General features: G+C 54.1%; 11 protein-coding genes. 3 read left to right on the top strand and 8 right to left on the bottom strand.

What is annotated here, in order from left to right:
* Nucleotides 1–36: 36 nt before the first annotated feature.
* Genes J2X14_RS07435 through J2X14_RS07420 form a run of 4 tightly spaced genes read right to left on the bottom strand, consistent with a single transcriptional unit; the run spans nt 37 to nt 3,994 of the window.
* The gene (locus tag J2X14_RS07435; protein WP_352410575.1) at nt 37–1,035 is read right to left on the bottom strand and encodes a transketolase family protein; all 999 of its coding nucleotides are present in this window, start codon (nt 1,033–1,035) and stop codon (nt 37–39) included.
* A complete protein-coding gene (locus J2X14_RS07430; RefSeq protein ID WP_352410574.1) occupies nt 1,035–1,877 on the bottom strand; it encodes a transketolase in 843 nt (280 codons plus the stop codon). The genes J2X14_RS07435 and J2X14_RS07430 overlap by 1 nt, the downstream gene beginning before the upstream one ends.
* A gap of 21 nt (nt 1,878–1,898) precedes the next feature.
* Nucleotides 1,899–2,648 carry an SDR family NAD(P)-dependent oxidoreductase gene (locus J2X14_RS07425; protein WP_352410573.1) on the bottom strand — a complete coding sequence of 250 codons (750 nt, stop codon included), beginning with the start codon at nt 2,646–2,648 and terminating at the stop codon, nt 1,899–1,901.
* Between the two features lie 35 nt (nt 2,649–2,683).
* Nucleotides 2,684–3,994 carry an MFS transporter gene (locus tag J2X14_RS07420; RefSeq protein WP_352410572.1) on the bottom strand — a complete coding sequence of 437 codons (1,311 nt, stop codon included), beginning with the start codon at nt 3,992–3,994 and terminating at the stop codon, nt 2,684–2,686.
* Nucleotides 3,995–4,369: 375 nt separating this feature from the next.
* Here J2X14_RS07420 and J2X14_RS07415 point away from each other — a divergent pair, with 375 nt between their 5' ends.
* Nucleotides 4,370–5,290 (top strand): LysR substrate-binding domain-containing protein, encoded by a 921-nt coding sequence (locus J2X14_RS07415; protein WP_352410571.1) that lies wholly within the window; start codon nt 4,370–4,372, stop codon nt 5,288–5,290.
* A gap of 34 nt (nt 5,291–5,324) precedes the next feature.
* Here J2X14_RS07415 and ubiG read toward each other — a convergent pair whose 3' ends face one another.
* Entirely contained in the window at nt 5,325–6,047 is a 723-nt protein-coding gene (gene ubiG, locus J2X14_RS07410) for a bifunctional 2-polyprenyl-6-hydroxyphenol methylase/3-demethylubiquinol 3-O-methyltransferase UbiG (protein ID WP_352410570.1), read from the bottom strand.
* A gap of 174 nt (nt 6,048–6,221) precedes the next feature.
* On the opposite strand from ubiG, the gene gyrA reads away from it, so the two are divergent.
* Complete coding sequence (gyrA, locus tag J2X14_RS07405) at nt 6,222–8,858, top strand: DNA topoisomerase (ATP-hydrolyzing) subunit A (RefSeq protein WP_352410569.1); 2,637 nt, start codon at nt 6,222–6,224, stop codon at nt 8,856–8,858.
* A gap of 277 nt (nt 8,859–9,135) precedes the next feature.
* Nucleotides 9,136–11,991 (top strand): two-component system sensor histidine kinase RcsC, encoded by a 2,856-nt coding sequence (gene rcsC, locus J2X14_RS07400; protein ID WP_352410568.1) that lies wholly within the window; start codon nt 9,136–9,138, stop codon nt 11,989–11,991.
* A 98-nt stretch (nt 11,992–12,089) separates the two neighbouring features.
* On the opposite strand, the gene rcsB is transcribed toward rcsC, so the two are convergent.
* Genes rcsB through J2X14_RS07385 form a run of 3 tightly spaced genes read right to left on the bottom strand, consistent with a single transcriptional unit; the run spans nt 12,090 to nt 16,580 of the window.
* Nucleotides 12,090–12,743 carry a response regulator transcription factor RcsB gene (rcsB, locus tag J2X14_RS07395; RefSeq protein ID WP_085071058.1) on the bottom strand — a complete coding sequence of 218 codons (654 nt, stop codon included), beginning with the start codon at nt 12,741–12,743 and terminating at the stop codon, nt 12,090–12,092.
* 1 nt (nt 12,744) lies between these two features.
* Nucleotides 12,745–15,402: a phosphotransferase RcsD gene (gene rcsD / locus J2X14_RS07390; protein ID WP_352410567.1), complete on the bottom strand. Its 2,658-nt coding sequence runs from the start codon at nt 15,400–15,402 to the stop codon at nt 12,745–12,747.
* 23 nt (nt 15,403–15,425) lie between these two features.
* On the bottom strand, nt 15,426–16,580 hold the full coding sequence (locus tag J2X14_RS07385; protein WP_352410566.1) for an MFS transporter: 1,155 nt from the start codon (nt 16,578–16,580) through the stop codon (nt 15,426–15,428).
* Between the last annotated feature and the right edge of the window lie 766 nt (nt 16,581–17,346).

The raw sequence follows: 17,346 nt of genomic DNA, 5'->3' as shown, positions 1-17,346 counted from the left end.
TGAGAAAATGCCGTCGGGAGGCCCGACGGCATCGGTTTAACCCAGGCGCGCCTTGATTTTGGCGATCATTGCCGCCGTCGAAATGCCGTAGCGATCGTGCAGCGTTGGCAACGCGCCGGCGTCAAGATAGGCATCGGGCAGGGTAATGGTATCAAACGCCGGATGGACGCCTTTGTGCAGTAGCAATGCCGCCACCGCTTCGCTGAGGCCACCGACGGCACTGTGGTTTTCAACGGTGATCACCAGCCGTCCTGGCTTCGCCGCCTGCGCCAGAATCGTCACTTCATCCAGCGGCTTGATGGTAGGTGAGTGCAGAACCGCCACGCTGATATTCTCTTTGCGCAGTTGTTCCGCTACCGCCAGCGCGCGCATGGTCATAATACCGGAAGCGATCAGCAGCACATCCTGTCCCTCTTCCAGCAGCCTGGCCCTGCCGATTTCAAAATGGTAATCATATTTATCCAGCACCACCGGCACCTTGCCGCGCAGCAGCCGCATATAGACCGGCCCGTTATGCGCCGCCATCGCCGGAACCGCCTGTTCAATATCCAGCGCGTCGCAGGGATCGATGATCGTCATGCCTGGAATGCCGCGCATAATCGCTACATCCTCTGTCGCCTGATGACTGGGACCATAGCCGGTGGTCAGGCCGGGCAGGGCGGCGGCGATTTTGACGTTAAGCTGCTCTTCAGCAATCACCTGGTGAATAAAATCGTAGGCGCGGCGCGTGGCGAAAACCGCGTAAGTGGTGACGAACGGCACGAAGCCCTCTTTCGCCATGCCGCCCGCCGCGCCCATCAGCAGCTGCTCGGCCATGCCCATCTGGAAAAAACGCGCCGGAAAAGCCTGGGCGAAGATATGTAAATCAGTATATTTCGCCAGATCCGCCGTCATGCCGACAATATCCTGCCGCTGGCGCGCCAGCTCCACCAGAGCATGACCAAACGGCGCGGCGCGGGTTTGCTGGCCTTCATCGGCGATAGAGGCGATCATCGCAGAGGTAGTCAAACGGGGTTTGGTTGACGGTTGCGCCATTATGCGACTCCTTGTGGTTGCGTATCTAACACGGCCAGCGCTTTTTGCCATTCGTCAGCATCAACGCGAATAAAGTGATTCTTGTCGCGCGCCTCAAGAAAAGGAACGCCTTTGCCCATCAGGGTGTCGCAAATGATCACGCGCGGCACGGCGTCAGGATGATTTTTCGCGTTATCAAACGCGGTAATAACCTGCTGCAAATCGTTCCCGTCTACGCGCTGTACATACCAGCCGAACGCCGCCCATTTATCCTGCAATGGCTCAAAACCCAATATTTTTTGCGAGTTGCCGTCCGCCTGCTGGCGATTCACATCGATCAGGTTAATCAGGTTGGAAAGCTGATAATGCGCCGCCGACAGCGCGGCCTCCCAGGTGGATCCTTCATCCAGTTCGCCATCGGACATGGAGTTGATCACCAGCGCGGGATTTTGCTTTTGTTTCAGCCCCAGCGCCATGCCCACGGCGATGCTTAACCCTTGCCCCAGCGAGCCGCCGGAAATCTCCATGCCGGGCGTATAGCTCGCCATGCCCGACATCGGCAGGCGGCTATCATCCGAGCCATAGGTTTCCAGCTCGCTTTCAGGAATAATGCCCGCCTCGATCAGCGCCGCGTAACAGGCGATGGCGTAATGCCCATGCGAAAGCAGGAAGCGATCGCGCTGCTCCCATTCAGGCTCCTGCGGACGAATATTCATGGTGTGACAAAATGCGGTGGCAAGGACATCTGCAATGCCCAGCGCCTGACCAATGTAGCCCTGGCCCTGCACCTCGCCCATGCGCAGGGCGTAGCGGCGAATACGCCACGCCGCTGCGGCAACCTTCTGTAGTTCACTCTGTGACATAGTGGTTTCCCCTTAAGTCAGTTAATGGATCAGCATGCCGCCATTCACGTCGAGCGTGATGCCGGTGGCGTAAGCGGAAAGGGGGCTGGCGAGGAACAGCGCTGCGCCCGCGATATCCGCCGCCTCACCGAGACGATTCAGCGGAATACCGGCCAGAATAGACTGACGCATCTCATCGGAAAGCTTGCCAGCGGTGATATCGGTTTGGATCAGGCCGGGCGCAATCGCATTAACGCGAATGTTATCTGGCCCCAGTTCACGCGCCATCGCTTTCATCAGCCCAAGGACGCCCGCCTTAGCGGCGCTGTAGTGCGGTCCACCGAAAATGCCGCCGCCGCGCTGGGCGGAAACGGAAGAGATACAAATAATGCTGCCAGCGTGCTGACTGCGCATGGCCGGGATCACCGCCTGCGACATCAGCAGCGTGCCGCGCAAACTCACATCCAGCACCGCATCGTAGTTCTCGCGCTTGATATCCATTAATTTAATCGGCTGCGTGATCCCGGCGTTATTAACCAGCACGTCAATACGGCCAAAGGCGCCCAGGACCTGTTCAATCGCTGCGTTTACCTGCTGTTCGCAGGCCACGTTCGCGGCCAGACCGAGGTGGCCGTCGCCCAGCTGGCGCGCGGCCGCTGCGCTGGCTTCGGCATCAAGATCGATAATCACGACTTTGGCGCCCTGGCTGGCAAAAAGCCTGGCGGTGGCGAAGCCCAAACCGCGCACCGAGGCCGCGCCGGTAATAACGGCGACTTTATCCTGTAATAACATAATCAACTCCTTGCTAGAACGTAATAACGCGTGGATTATTCCGGCTCGTCGAGCAGGCAAATAAGCACCAGTCCTGCCGCCGCGCAAATACCGAAATAGGTGAATACCGCATTAAAGCTGCCGGTTTTATCCAGTAAAAAACCGGCTACCATCGGCGAAACAAAGCCGCCTAAATTACCGCCGCTATTAATAATGGAGGCGGCGATGGGATAGGTTTTACTGTCAGCAACCGCCATGCCGTAGGCGGTAAAGGCAGGCCAGCCGATATTGAGGCACAGCCCGACAAAAAACAGGCCGAGACAAATAGTGACGGTGTCGCCGGAAATATTAAGCATCACCAACATCATAATAACGGTGGTCATGGCGGTGAACATCATGGTGGGCTTGCGGCGTTTGCCAAGTAATTTATCAGAAATATAACCGCCGCCGATGGCGCCAATTAATCCACCCAGGCAGGGCATGGTGGCGACAAAACCCATATTCAGAAAGGTAAAGCCTTTTTCCTGTACTAAATAAAGCGGTATCCAGGTCAGCAAGCCATAAAGTACGCTGACCATCATAAAATAAGCGAGGAAATCACCAATAATGTTTTTAGACTTAAACAGATCTTTAGCCCGACTAATTGGCTCCAGCTTTTTCACGCGAATAATACGATCGAGTAGCGCGAATTTAGGATGCATAACTAAATTCTTGCGCGCCTGCCTACCCGGTTGGCGATCGGCCTGAATGATATCCAGCTCGCTTTGCGCGACAAAGCGGCTCTCTTCAGGTTTGCTTTTTACTAACAGATACCAGGCAACGGCAACCACCATGCCAGGAATAGCGAAAGAGAAAAATACCCAGCGCCAGCCATATTCGAGCGCAATCCAGACCGCCAGCGGTGGAACAATAATCGGGGCAAACATGGTGGCAGCGATAAATACGCCGGTGGCAGTGGCTTTCTCTTTGGCGGGAAACCAGTTATTAATGGTTGAGGCGAGGCCCACCGGGCACGGCCCTTCGCTTAGCCCCAGCCCCAGCCGAATCCATTTTAATCCCACCACCGATGAAGCGGTGCCCATCAGCCAGGTAAAAAATGAGAAACCAAATATTGAAAGGGCAACCATGCCACGAATGCCTTTTTTTGCCATAAAAAAACCGGCGGGGATCTGGCTTATGGCGTAGCCAAGGAAAAACATACTGGCAATGGCGCCCGCCTCGAAATTATTTATCTGAAACTCTTCAATAATAAAAGGCAGCACCGCGCCAATATTCGTTCTGTCAGCGTAATTAACAGCGTAAACAATAAATATCAGCGCAAGCACAATAAAACGATAATGGGTTTTCCGGTCTGATGCTAATAGCACAGCGTCTGTTTTCAACATAGAGTAGCCTCTTAAATAAATGGCGTCGTAAATAGTTTTAATTACATTTTTTTTATGAGGTTCGATTAAATAAGATGGCTTGACTATATGCGCTAAAAAATAAATGGGAAGTTAAAAAAATTCAGTTGTGGCTGAGAAAAACTTGATTCGTGAGAGCGGTCAAGCGCGCATGCCTTTTTCTCAATCCAGTCAGACGGGGTAAGTCAAGCATGGAAATAAATTATTGCTAACGTTGTCACGTTTATGTTGTGAAAAGCTTAAGCGGGTGAATGAGAAAAACGTGGCGATTTCATTGTTGGTTATGCTGCGGCACAATAAAATCTCAGGCGGCGAAAATGATCATTTCAGGAGCATACTGTGACGGGCCACAAAAAAAAGACGCTTCCTTTACCCTCGCTAAAAAATTTATTAGCTTTTATTGAAGTGGCGAACAGCGGCAGCCTGAATAGCGCGGCAGAGAATTTAAACGTTACGGCCTCTGCGGTAAGCCATCAGATCGCCGCGCTGGAGCAGTTTTTAGGTAAGAAACTGTTTACCCGTAGCGGCAAAGGCGTGGTATTGACGTTAACGGGAGAAGTTTATCTAAAAGAGATCGCCGGTCCGCTGACGGTAATTGGGCGGGCCACGGAAAAGGCTATTCATGATATCCATCATGAGCATTTACGGGTTCACTCCTCGCCCAGTTTTGGGCTGCTGTGGCTCATGAAGCGTCTGGACACCTTCCGGCACGCGCATCCCGATATCCAGCTTAACGTCACCTGTTCTTATGAAAATTTGCAGTTTGCCCGCGATAATCTGGATATTGATATTCGCCACGGGCTGGCGGAATGGTCGACGTTAAATGTTAAAACCATTAAAAATGAAAAAATGATTGTGCTGGCCTCGCCGGACTATCTGGCGCGCAACCCGGTAAGCCATCCTGAGCAACTGATGCTCAACGAATTAATTAACTCAGAAATTACGCTGATTGGCTGGGACGTCTGGTTTTCATGGCATGGCGTTGAGTGCAAAAATAAAAATGTGGTTTTTAGCTTCGATCGCTCCTATATGAGCTTTGAAGCCGCCTGCATGAATATGGGATTTATTCTGGAGAGCGATCTGCTGGCGCAGGACTATATTCGCACGGGAAAGCTGGTGCCGGTTTTCGACGACAGTTTCGCCATGCCGGTGAGCGCCCATCATCTGGTGTTTCCTCACGGCAGCGAAAAAAAGGACAAAATAAAATGCTTCCTTGGCTGGCTGGAGCGAGAGCTACAGGCCAGCCATTTTCATCTGTAGGCGCGAGGATCGCTCACTGCGCGCCTGCGGGCAATCAGCTTTCGCCGTGGTGCGTATGCAGCATATAGTTGACGTCAACGCCGGGCGCGAGACGGAAGCTGTCGCGCAGCGGGTTATAGTGCAGGCCGATGATGTGCTTTTCGCGCAGCGGGGTTTCATCCACCCAGTGCAGCAGCTCTGCCGGGCGAATAAACTTTTTCGCATCGTGGGTGCCGCGCGGCACCATGCGCAGCACATATTCCGCGCCCACTACCGCCATCAGCCAGGATTTCGCGTTGCGGTTAATGGTCGAGAAAAAGACTTCGCCGCCCGGTTTAACCAGACGGGCGCAGGCCAGCACCACCGAGCGCGGATCCGGCACATGCTCCAGCATCTCCATACAGGTCACGATGTCATAGCTGCCCGCGTGCTGCTCGGCGTGATCTTCCACCGTTTGCTGCACATAATCCACCGTGACGCCGCTTTCCAGCGCATGCAGACGCGCCACTTCCAGCGGCTCCGCGCCCATATCCAGGCCGGTCACCTGCGCGCCTTCACGCGCCATGCTTTCAGCAAGGATCCCGCCGCCGCAGCCGACATCCAGCACTTTCTTGCCGAACAGTCCGCCCGCGTGCTGGGCAATATAACCAAGGCGCAGCGGATTAATGCGATGCAGCGGCTTAAACTCGCCTTCCAGATCCCACCAGCGTGATGCCACCGCTTCAAATTTGGCGATTTCAGCCTGATCCACATTGTTGATCTGCGCGCTTGCATTCATCTTTTTCATCTCCTGACAAAGTTTCCCGGAGTATACATCTTCTCGTGGCAATCAGCACGACGCGCCAAAGGTGAAAGCGCGCTTTAAACGCTGCTTTCCGTTCACCGAATCATTGCAATGTGATATACTTTCGCACCTTTAAATCCGGGATAAATGTAGAGGGATAGCGGCTCCATGAGCGACCTTGCCAGAGAAATCACACCGGTTAATATCGAAGAAGAACTGAAAAGCTCTTACCTCGATTACGCCATGTCGGTCATCGTTGGCCGTGCATTACCAGATGTTCGCGATGGCCTGAAACCTGTCCATCGCCGCGTGCTTTTTGCCATGAGCGTGCTGGGGAACGACTGGAACAAACCTTACAAAAAATCTGCCCGTGTCGTTGGCGACGTCATCGGTAAATATCACCCGCACGGCGACTCCGCCGTTTATGACACCATCGTGCGTATGGCGCAGCCGTTCTCGCTGCGTTATATGCTGGTGGATGGGCAGGGCAACTTCGGTTCCATTGACGGCGACTCTGCCGCGGCGATGCGTTACACCGAAGTGCGTATGTCAAAAATTGCCCACGAGCTGTTGGCGGATCTGGATAAAGAGACCGTTGATTTTGTGCCGAACTACGACGGCACCGAACAGATTCCGGAAGTATTGCCGACCAAAGTGCCTAACCTGCTGGTCAACGGTTCCTCCGGCATCGCGGTAGGTATGGCGACCAATATTCCGCCGCATAACCTAACCGAAGTGATTAACGGCTGTCTGGCCTATATCGATGATGAGAATATCAGCGTCGAAGGGCTGATGGAGCATATCCCGGGACCGGATTTCCCTACTGCTGCCATCATCAACGGTCGTCGCGGTATCGAAGAGGCCTATCGTACCGGGCGCGGTAAAATCTATATCCGCGCGCGTGGCGAGGTGGAAACCGATGCCAAAACCAACCGTGAAACCATCGTGATTCACGAAATTCCCTATCAGGTCAACAAAGCGCGCCTGATTGAGAAAATCGCGGAGCTGGTGAAAGACAAGCGTATCGAAGGCATCAGCGCGCTGCGCGACGAGTCTGATAAAGACGGTATGCGCATCGTGATTGAAGTGAAACGCGATGCGGTAGCGGAAGTGGTGCTGAATAATCTCTATTCGCTGACGCAGCTGCAGGTCTCTTTCGGTATCAATATGGTGGCGCTGCATCAGGGCCAGCCGAAGATTATGGCGCTGAAGGATATCCTTGAAGCCTTCGTTCGTCACCGCCGCGAAGTGGTGACGCGCCGTACGATTTATGAGCTGCGTAAAGCCCGCGATCGCGCGCATATCCTGGAAGGTCTGGCGATTGCGCTGGCGAATATCGATCCGATTATCGAGCTGATCCGTCGCGCGCCGACGCCAGCCGAAGCAAAAGCCGGACTGATTGCGCAGGCGTGGGAGCTGGGCCACGTTTCCGCCATGCTGGAACGCGCGGGCGATAACGCCGCACGTCCTGAGTGGCTGGAAGAGCAGTTTGGTATTCGCGACGGTCGCTACTACCTGACCGAGCAGCAGGCGCAGGCCATTCTTGATTTGCGTCTGCAGAAGCTGACCGGTCTGGAACATGAGAAGCTGCTGGACGAGTACAAAGCGCTGCTGGAGCAGATCGCCGAGCTGATCCATATTCTGGAAAGCGCCGAGCGCCTGATGGAAGTGATCCGTGAAGAGCTGGAAGCGATTCGCGACCAGTTTGGCGACCAGCGCCGTACCGAAATCACCGCCAACAGCGCCGATATTAATATCGAAGATCTGATCAATCAGGAAGATGTGGTAGTGACCCTGTCGCATCAGGGCTACGTGAAGTATCAGCCGCTTTCCGATTACGAAGCGCAGCGTCGCGGCGGTAAAGGGAAATCGGCGGCGCGCATTAAAGAAGAGGACTTTATCGATCGCCTGCTGGTGGCGAACACGCACGATACTATCCTCTGCTTCTCCAGCCGTGGTCGACTCTACTGGATGAAAGTCTATCAGCTACCGGAAGCGAGCCGTGGCGCGCGTGGACGTCCTATCGTCAACCTGCTGCCGCTGGAAGCCAACGAACGTATCACCGCCATTCTGCCGGTGCGTGAATATACCGAAGGCACCAATATCTTTATGGCGACCGCCAGCGGGACCGTGAAGAAAACCTCGCTGACCGAGTTCAGCCGTCCGCGCAGCGCCGGTATTATTGCCGTCAACCTGCGTGAAGATGATGAGCTGATCGGCGTGGCGCTGACCGAAGGCAGCAACGAAGTGATGCTGTTCTCCGCCGCCGGTAAAGTGGTGCGCTTCTCTGAGCAGGCCGTACGCGCCATGGGCCGTACCGCTTCCGGCGTGCGCGGCATCAAGCTTGCGGAAAACGATCGCGTGGTTTCGCTGATCGTGCCGCGTGATGAAGGCGCAATCCTGACGGTAACGCAGAACGGCTACGGTAAACGTACCGCTAACAGCGAATACCCGACCAAATCGCGTGCGACGCAGGGCGTTATCTCGATCAAAGTCACCGATCGCAACGGGCCGGTTATTGGCGCGGTGCAGGTGGAAGACAGCGATCAGATCATGATGATCACCGATGCCGGAACCCTGGTGCGCACCCGCGTATCGGAAGTCAGCATTGTTGGCCGTAACACTCAGGGCGTGATTCTGATCCGTACCGCAGCGGATGAGAACGTGGTTGGCCTGCAGCGTGTGGCTGAGCCGGTAGAAGAAGAAGAGCTGGACGCGATCGATGGCAGTGTCGCGGAAGGGGAGGAGGATATCGCCCCGGAAGTGGAAACTGACGACGACACCGTGGACGGCGAAGAAGAGTAATCGTCTGCTGGCTGTTTCATCGTCGTCTGGCTGTTAGCGGCGTGATGAAACAGGAAGCCGTTAAGCGTATCAACAACGGGTCAGCGTGCTGCTGGCCCGTTTTTTTATGTCTGGCTTTGGCTGGCGCAGCGCAGCACGGGCGATAAGCCACGCGCTGCGCTAAGCGCTTTCCCATTTCTGCTGCGGATGCTGCGCCCGGCTGGCTTTTTTCGCCGTCTGCGGCTACTGTAGCGGGATCAAAAATTTTTAATCATCGGCGGTTGCGCCCAGGTTTCCCTTGAAATATCTCGTTTCGTTTCGCACTACGCTAAGGATTTCCCGCTACCTGTTCCGCGCGCTGGCGCTGATGCTCTGGTCGCTGGGAGCGCTGCTAACCGCGTTCTACGTTATCAGCATTCTGCATGAGCAAGAAGCGCAGGTGCGTCAGGAGTTTACGCTTAACTACGATCAGGCGCAGTGGTATGTGCGTCACTCCACCGATATCACCCGCGAGCTAAAGTTCATTGCGGAAAACCGCCTTAGCAACAGCGCTAACGGCACGGACGTGCTGAACGGCGTCTTCCCCGGTAAAGTCACGCTGCCGCAGTTTTATCCGCTGGTCGCTAATTCAAACTGCTCCGCAATGAGCAATACCTGGCGCAGTTCGCTGGAGTCGCTCAGCTATTTCCTTAACTACTGGAAAACCAACTTCGCCTCCGCCTATGAGCTGAACCGGGTATTTTTTATCGGCGGCGAAGGGTTTTGTATGGCTGACTTCGGCATTGGCAACGGCTCGGTCGATCGCGAACGCACGGTGAAAACCCTGCATGAACGTATTTTGCGCTACCGCAACAGCAGTGAAGACGAGCGCAAAAGCAGCCTTTACTGGGTAAGCAATAACGGGCAACCCGGCATCGGCTATTTCTATATGGTTACGCCGATCTATATCGCTAACAAACTGGAAGCGCTGCTGGGGATTGAGCAAAACATCCGCATCGATGATTTTGTTACGCCAGGCAGCCTGCCGGTTACCGCCACGCTGGTTAATGAAGCGAATCAGCCGGTGCTGTCATCCAATCGCGGCCGGGTGGCTTTCTCGCTTGATGACGTGCCTGATGATGAAAAAGCCTGGTTTGGCTATGTCGACAGCTATAAGCAGCTGGTGCTGAAGAAAAATCTGCATCCTTCAAACCTGAGCATTATCTATTCAGTGCCGACCGATGTGCTGGTGGATCGGCTGAAGCTGCTGATGATTAATGCCATTCTGCTGAATTTGATCAGCGCGATTATTCTGTTTACGCTGGCCTGGCTGTTTGAGAGGCGCATGTTTCTGCCAGCGGAAGAGAACGCGCACCGGCTGGAAGAGCATGAGCAGTTTAACCGCAAAATTGTTGCTTCCGCGCCGGTGGGCATCTGTATTTTGCGTACCCGCGACGGCACCAATATTCTGAGTAACGAGCTGGCGCATAACTATCTCACCATGCTGACGCAGGAAGATCGCCAGAAGCTGACGGAAATCATCAGCGGTCAGCAGGTAAATTTTGTTGATCTGCTGACCGGCAGCAATACCAACCTGCAAATCAGTTTCGTTCACTCACGCTATCGCAATGAAAACGTGGCGATTTGCGTGCTGGTGGATGTAAGCGCGCGCGTGAAAATGGAAGAGTCGCTGCAGGAGATGGCGCAGGCGGCCGAGCAGGCGAGCCAGTCGAAGTCGATGTTCCTGGCGACCGTCAGCCATGAGCTGCGCACGCCGCTGTATGGCATTATCGGTAACCTCGATTTATTGCAGACCAAGCAGCTGCCGAAAGGGGTGGATTCGCTGGTCACGGCAATGAATAACTCCTCCAGCCTGCTGCTGAAAATCATCAGCGATATTCTCGACTTCTCGAAAATTGAGTCGGAACAGCTGCAAATCGAACCGCGTCCTTTTGCGCCGCGCGAGATCATTACCCATATCACCGCCAACTATTTATCGCTGGTGGTGAAAAAGCGCCTGACGCTCTACTGCTTTATTGAATATGACGTGCCGGTGGCGCTGGATGGCGATCCGATGCGCCTGCAGCAGGTGATTTCCAACCTGCTTAACAACGCCATCAAATTCACCCATACCGGCTGCATTATTTTGCATGCCTATATTCGTCAGGGCTATCTGGCGGTGCGCGTGCGTGATACCGGCGTTGGCATTGCCAATAAAGAGATCACCCGCCTGTTCGATCCTTTCTTCCAGGTCGGCACCGGGGTGCAGCGGAATTTCCAGGGAACCGGCCTTGGGCTGGCGATCTGTGAAAAGCTGATCAATATGATGGACGGTGATATTGAAGTGGAATCGGAGCCGGGCATGGGCAGCCAGTTTATTGTGCGCATTCCGCTCTATAACAGCCAGGTGATGGCGCCGGTGCTGCATGAAGGTCTGGAAGATAAGCAGATCTGGCTGGCGTTGCGTAACGATGCGCTCTCTGACTTTATGACCCGGCTGTTGCAGGCGCATGGTATTCAGGTGCGGCGTCTTGACGATGGCGAGTGGGGCGCGGATGACGTGATCATTACCGATTATGATTTCCAGCCGGAGCTGCCGGTGCGCGCGATTATCACCTTTGACGGTGCGCATATTGATGTGCCGTATGAACTCAAACCTGGGCGCTGGATCTACAGCACCGCGATGCCGCACGAGCTGCCAGCCCTGCTGGGCAGAATCTATAGCGTGGTGGTGGACGTGCCGGATGGCCTGGCGTCGCTGCCGGTGCCGGAGCAGCCCGGCATTGATAATCATGACATTTTGATTCTGGTGGTGGACGATCATCCGATCAACCGCATGCTGCTTTCCGATCAGCTTAGCTCGCTGGGATATCGGGTAAAAACCGCGCAGGATGGCGTGGATGCGTTGAATGTGATTAGCCGCAGCGAAATCGATATCGTGCTTACCGACGTGAATATGCCGAATATGGATGGCTATCGCTTAACGCAGCGTCTGCGCCAGCTTGGGCAAACCTTCCCGGTTATTGGCGTAACGGCGAATGCGCTGGCGGAAGAGAAACAGCGTTGTATGGAGGCGGGTATGGATAATTGTCTGTCGAAGCCGGTCACGCTGGATACGTTAAAAACCTCGCTGGCGATCTATGCCGAGCGCGTCAGGAAAATACGTGGCGTGTAAGGCAGCAGCGCTATCTAAAACGCACCCAATGCTGGCGTTGGGTCTGTTTATCGGTGCCGATTGATAATAACGCGTCCTCCCTGACGCGTTACTCAGATTTACTCTTTATCCATCGGTGCGGTGGTGCTGACCGAGGAGAGGTAGTTCAGCAGGGCGATATCGTTATCCACGCCCAGCTTCATCATGGCTGATTTTTTCTGGCTACTGATGGTTTTGATACTGCGGTTCAGCTTTTTGGCGATCTCAGTCACCAGGAAGCCTTCGGCGAACAGGCGCAGCACTTCGCTCTCTTTCGGCGACAGGCGCTTATCGCCATAGCCGCCTGCGCTGATTTTCTCCAGCAGCTTGGCCACGCTTTCCGGGGTATATTTTTTCCCTTTCTGCAGTGCCGCCAGCGCTTTCGGCAGGTCGGTCGGCGCACCCTGTTTCAGTACGATGCCTTCGATATCCAGATCCAGCACGGCGCTGAGGATTGCCGGGTTATTGTTCATGGTCAGAACAATAATCGACAGATCCGGATAGTGGCGTTTGATATATTTGATCAGCGTAATGCCGTCGCCATATTTTTCGCCAGGCATGGAGAGGTCGGTAATCAGGACGTTGGCGTCCAGTTTAGAAAGGCTATTGATCAATGCTGTCGAGTCTTCAAACTCACCAACTACGTTGACCCATTCAATCTGTTCAAGAGATTTACGAATGCCAAACAGAACAATTGGATGGTCATCGGCAATAATTACGTTCAAATTATTCATCTTATTGGTTACCTTGCTGCAGCAGTTGATTGACGTAAGCGTCAATATCACTGGTGGTATTTTTGATGTTTAAATCGTCACTCGCTTTAATGTGCTGTTCCAGCTGTTCACAAAGCTCCTTGCCGGGTACCAGATTAAGCATGGCAAATACCCCTTTCAGGCGATGCGCTGTCTGAGCAAGCGTCGCGTAATCCCTGTTCGACGCCTCAGTATACAGTCTCTGTACATCTTCCGGTACTGTCTCGACAAATAGCTGGTAGTACCCGCCGCTAATCAACGGAACGGCTTCCTCTTCTTCATCGTCTCCGGCAGGCGACATATCCTGAGATAGCTGTTTCTCGATCAGCTGTAACAACGCATCCTGTAACGCGCTACTCAGATTAAAATTAACCCGATACTGCTGTTCATTCAGGACGGTAAAGCCCAGTTCATTATCCGTCAGCAACAACGACCAGCCGGAAAGCCGCGCCGGGTCGTCGGTGATCAGGATATCGTGCGATTGGCCGGCAAAGCGTTCATCCGGCGTAATGCACTTCGCGCCCCAGTTTTCCAACTGATGGGTAACGATTTTGCGAATGTCATCAACAGCGATGTCGATAAGCATAATGACATCTTCCAGCAGCTTCTCTTCCTGCTGCTGTTGATGCTCCGGCGGCACGTGCAACAAAATGCTGTAGCGCGTGCCAATATCTGGCCGGGCAAGAATTTCCAGATGCCCGCCCATCTGCTTGCACAGCTGGCGGCACAGGAAAAAGGCGAGGCCGGAAGCCTGCCCGAAACGATCCCCGGTGGTTTCTCCCAGGAACGGAAAATCATTATTGCCCAGTTCGTCGCGCGTCAGTCCCGCGCCGGTATCCACAATCTGAATGTTCAACCGATCGGGACGATCGGCAGGCGAATCCACCTCCAGCGTAATCTTGCCCCAGCTGGTGGTGGTCAGCGAATAGTGGAGCAGGGTGGCCAGCACCTTGTAAATCGCGCGGCTGTCGCCAAAGCGCATCTCATCGCTGTTAAGCTGGTTGCGTACCAGTAGCGTCAATCCTTTACGGCGTGACAGCGGCAGCAGCTCCAGCGTTAACTCATCCAACAACGATTGCAGATTAAACGAGGCGGCGTCCGGCGCCCAGTCATGGGTCTCCAGCCGGTTCAGCAGCACAATATCATCCACCAGACGCGCCAGCGCCTGGCTGTTTTCCAGCGCATCCAGCGCATGATCGTCGTCGCTGGTTTCGCTGAGCGTCTGCAACTGCGCCACGACTTTCTGCAGCGGACGATGCAGCGCATGACCAAGGTTTTGTAGTAGCTGTTGACGCAGCTGATGATTGCGATCCAGCACCTGCTGCGCCTTCTGCAATTTTTTATTCACCAGCAGCTCGCGATCCTGATCGCGCATCAGGAACAGCTGCGCATGCGGCGAATGCTGGCTGCGGGCGTGGCGAATCTCATACACTTCGTTATTCACCGTGGCCTGGAGCATGCCCTGATGCTGATCTGACATATTCACGATCTTCTGCAAATTCAGATGCGGCAACAGATGCTCAGCGATTTTATTGCTGATAATGGTGCGGTTGCTGGCGAAGTCATACACTAGCAGGCCAACGGGCAGGCTGCTGACAATCTCTTCGTTGAGCATACGCAGCGCGTCCAGCTCGGCGCTCTGGTTCTCTCCCGGGCGCAACGACTGTTGACGCAGCAAAAACAGGCCCGCCAGCGACATCAGCAGCAGCAGCAGATCAACCAGCAGCGGCCACAGCAGATTGCGCAACGTATCCAGAGCCAGCGTCGCGATCGGAATGCGATAGATCAGCTGCAGCGGCGTGCTGGGCAGCGACGCGGCGATTTCAATATTAGGGTTATTGATCGTGATACGCGTATTTTGTAGCTCGTCATCGCTGGCCGCGCTGCTATTGAGCGTCGCGTCCTGCTTCAGCTGGAAGTTTTCCAGCGGCATATTGTGCGGGATCAGATCGTTCACCGGCATATCAAAAGCCACCACGGTAGCCAGATGCCCCGGCTGATTAAAGGTGGTGCGCACGGTAAAATAGTGATCGTTCTGCCAGGCGAAACGACGCAGCGGCGAGAAGCTTTCACGCTCATCCAGCGCGTTGGACTGTTGCAGCATTTCCGCGCGCCGGGCATCGACGATATTACTGATGGCGCTCTCTTTATAACGCGTTGCCATATCTTTCAGCGGCAGGGTAGAGATCAAAATCAGGCTATTGTCCTGCCCGTTAAGAAAATACATCGACCAGGTGCTGTTTTCCGCGCCCCACAGCGTATCGAGATAATTAGACATGCGCAGCGTCATATCCAGCGTACTGCTGTCGTGTGAGCCGAAAATCAGCGCCTCGGTTTTGCGGCGCATTTTTTCCAGATAATAGACATCCGGGCGCAGCCGCGTCTCCTGCAGACTGGCAGAGGGGGTGCTTCCGGCGGCGCTGGCCGCCAGGTTCTCATAAATCTGCCAGGTGGCGAAGCGATAGGTATCGACGCGTTTCTGCACCGAACGGGTAATATCCGCCATGGCATAGCGTTTTTCCGTCAGCCAGGCATTAACCGCGTTATGAACCATAAAGCCCAGCGCCAGCAGCAGCAGCAGAATAAACATCACGAAAAAACGCGTAACGTTGCTGGAAGATAAAGGAAACTTGTACATCATGATGAAAGAGGGCACCTGACCATTTAACGCGTTACCAGCCGTGCGCTGGCCGCAACCGCGACCAGAAGAGCCACAATGGCGGCAAACGCCGTCACCAGACCAAAGCCGTGCGCCACAAAACCGATTAACGCCGGGCCTGCCAGAATACCGGCATATCCAATGGTTGTCATTGCGGAAACCGCCATATTTACCGGCATCACGGTTTGACGCCCGGCGGCGCTGAATAAAATCGGCACGGTATTGGCCGCGCCAAAACCGATCAGTAAAAACGAGAGCAGCGCTACCGTGACATTATCCACGCTAATTAACAACAGCACGCCCAGCGCCGCGCAGAGACAGCCGCCCGCCAGCACCAGGCGGTTACTGAAGCGGTTAACCACACGGTCGCCGGTTAAACGACCAATGCTCATGGCAACTGAGAATACCGCGTAGCCCAGTCCGGCCTGCGCCGCGGGCAGATGACGCTCCTGCGTCAGCAGCAGGGCGCTCCAGTCAAGCACTGCGCCTTCGGTAAGAAACAGAATAAAACAGAGCACGCCCAGGAACAGCACCCAGCCGCGAGGCATGACAAACAGCGGCGTATCTTCCTGATGCGTCTTCTCCGTCAGAAGCCAGCGTTGACTGCTGAGCAGCAGCAGCGCCAGCAGCAGCACCATTACCAGCACCGCCTGCAGCGGCGGCAGGCCCAGCCACAGCATGACGCTAACCAGACCCGCACCGGCAATACCGCCAATGCTGTAAAAACCATGAAAACCGGACATCATGGTGCGTTCTGCCGCCTTTTCTACCTCAACCGCCTGAATATTCATTGCCACATCCAGCACGCCGATAGCCGCGCCAAACAGCATCAGCGCCATCGCCAGCGTCACGGGAGAGGAGAGCGTCGCCATAAACGGCAACAGCAGCATAACCACTAAAGATGAGCAGATAATAACGCGCTTGCAGCCCTGTTTGCCTACCAGCGAGCCGGTTAGCGGCATGGCGATCAGCGAGCCAAGGCCAAGAAACAGCAGCAGAGCGCCCAGTGCCGCATCGCTGACATCCAGACGTGATTTGGCGTAAGGCACCAGCGGCGCCCACGTCGACATGCCGATTCCCGCAATCAAAAAAGCGATGCGCGTCGCCATCTGCACCGGGAACTGGCTCTTCCGTGTCTGTTCAATATCCGTTGATGTCATTGTTCAGTTTCCATGATGCGCAAAGGGGTTCCTTTTTAACACAAAATCAACCGGCAGAGCAGCCTTTCATCCCGGCAGGATGACGGCTACAGCCAATCTGCGCCAGCAAGCTTATTAAACGATAATGGGCCACTTGTTAATTAATTTTATTTTTTTATCGGGCTTTTCAGGAAATTTCCTGGCTAAACGCGCTAAAAGTCATCACAACGGCGAACTGACTGCGAAAAAGTATCGTACAGATTGCCGGTTTTAATCCGTCTTTAGCGCAATATTTTACCGGGTAATAAAGTGGTGTAACACAAACGGCAAATGAACCTGTCTCTGGCGAAAACAGTGGCGAAAAGCTCACGCAATAAACCACGAAATTGTGTGAAATATCACCGATTGACAAAAATATTCTCAGGCCTTTACCGGTCGTCGTCAGTAATTCCTTGCACTGAAAACCCGCTCTCACGACACACCGTTACGTGGCATTAACTCTTTCATAACACAAATAATTAACCAAAATATAATCAAGCCTCCTTTCAGTTAACCCTGTCGATTCATAAGGTTTAATTATCATTTATATAATTTTATTTTATGGTCACGATAAAAATTATTCAGGACTAGCGCAGCGGTTTCTGATTATACCTGAAGCGTAAAAAAGAAAATAATGGCAGTAAAACTGATTAAACCAGGGGCGTGGATCTTTCTGTAGCGTCTGTTCCCCTTTTTCACACCAGGTAAGCTTCAATCTAAAGACATGTAGTGGCTTCTGTTTATACGG

It is taken from the genome of Mixta sp. BE291 (assembly GCF_031457955.1).
Lineage (GTDB): Bacteria > Pseudomonadota > Gammaproteobacteria > Enterobacterales > Enterobacteriaceae > Mixta.
This window is presented reverse-complemented; position numbering and strand designations above follow the sequence as displayed.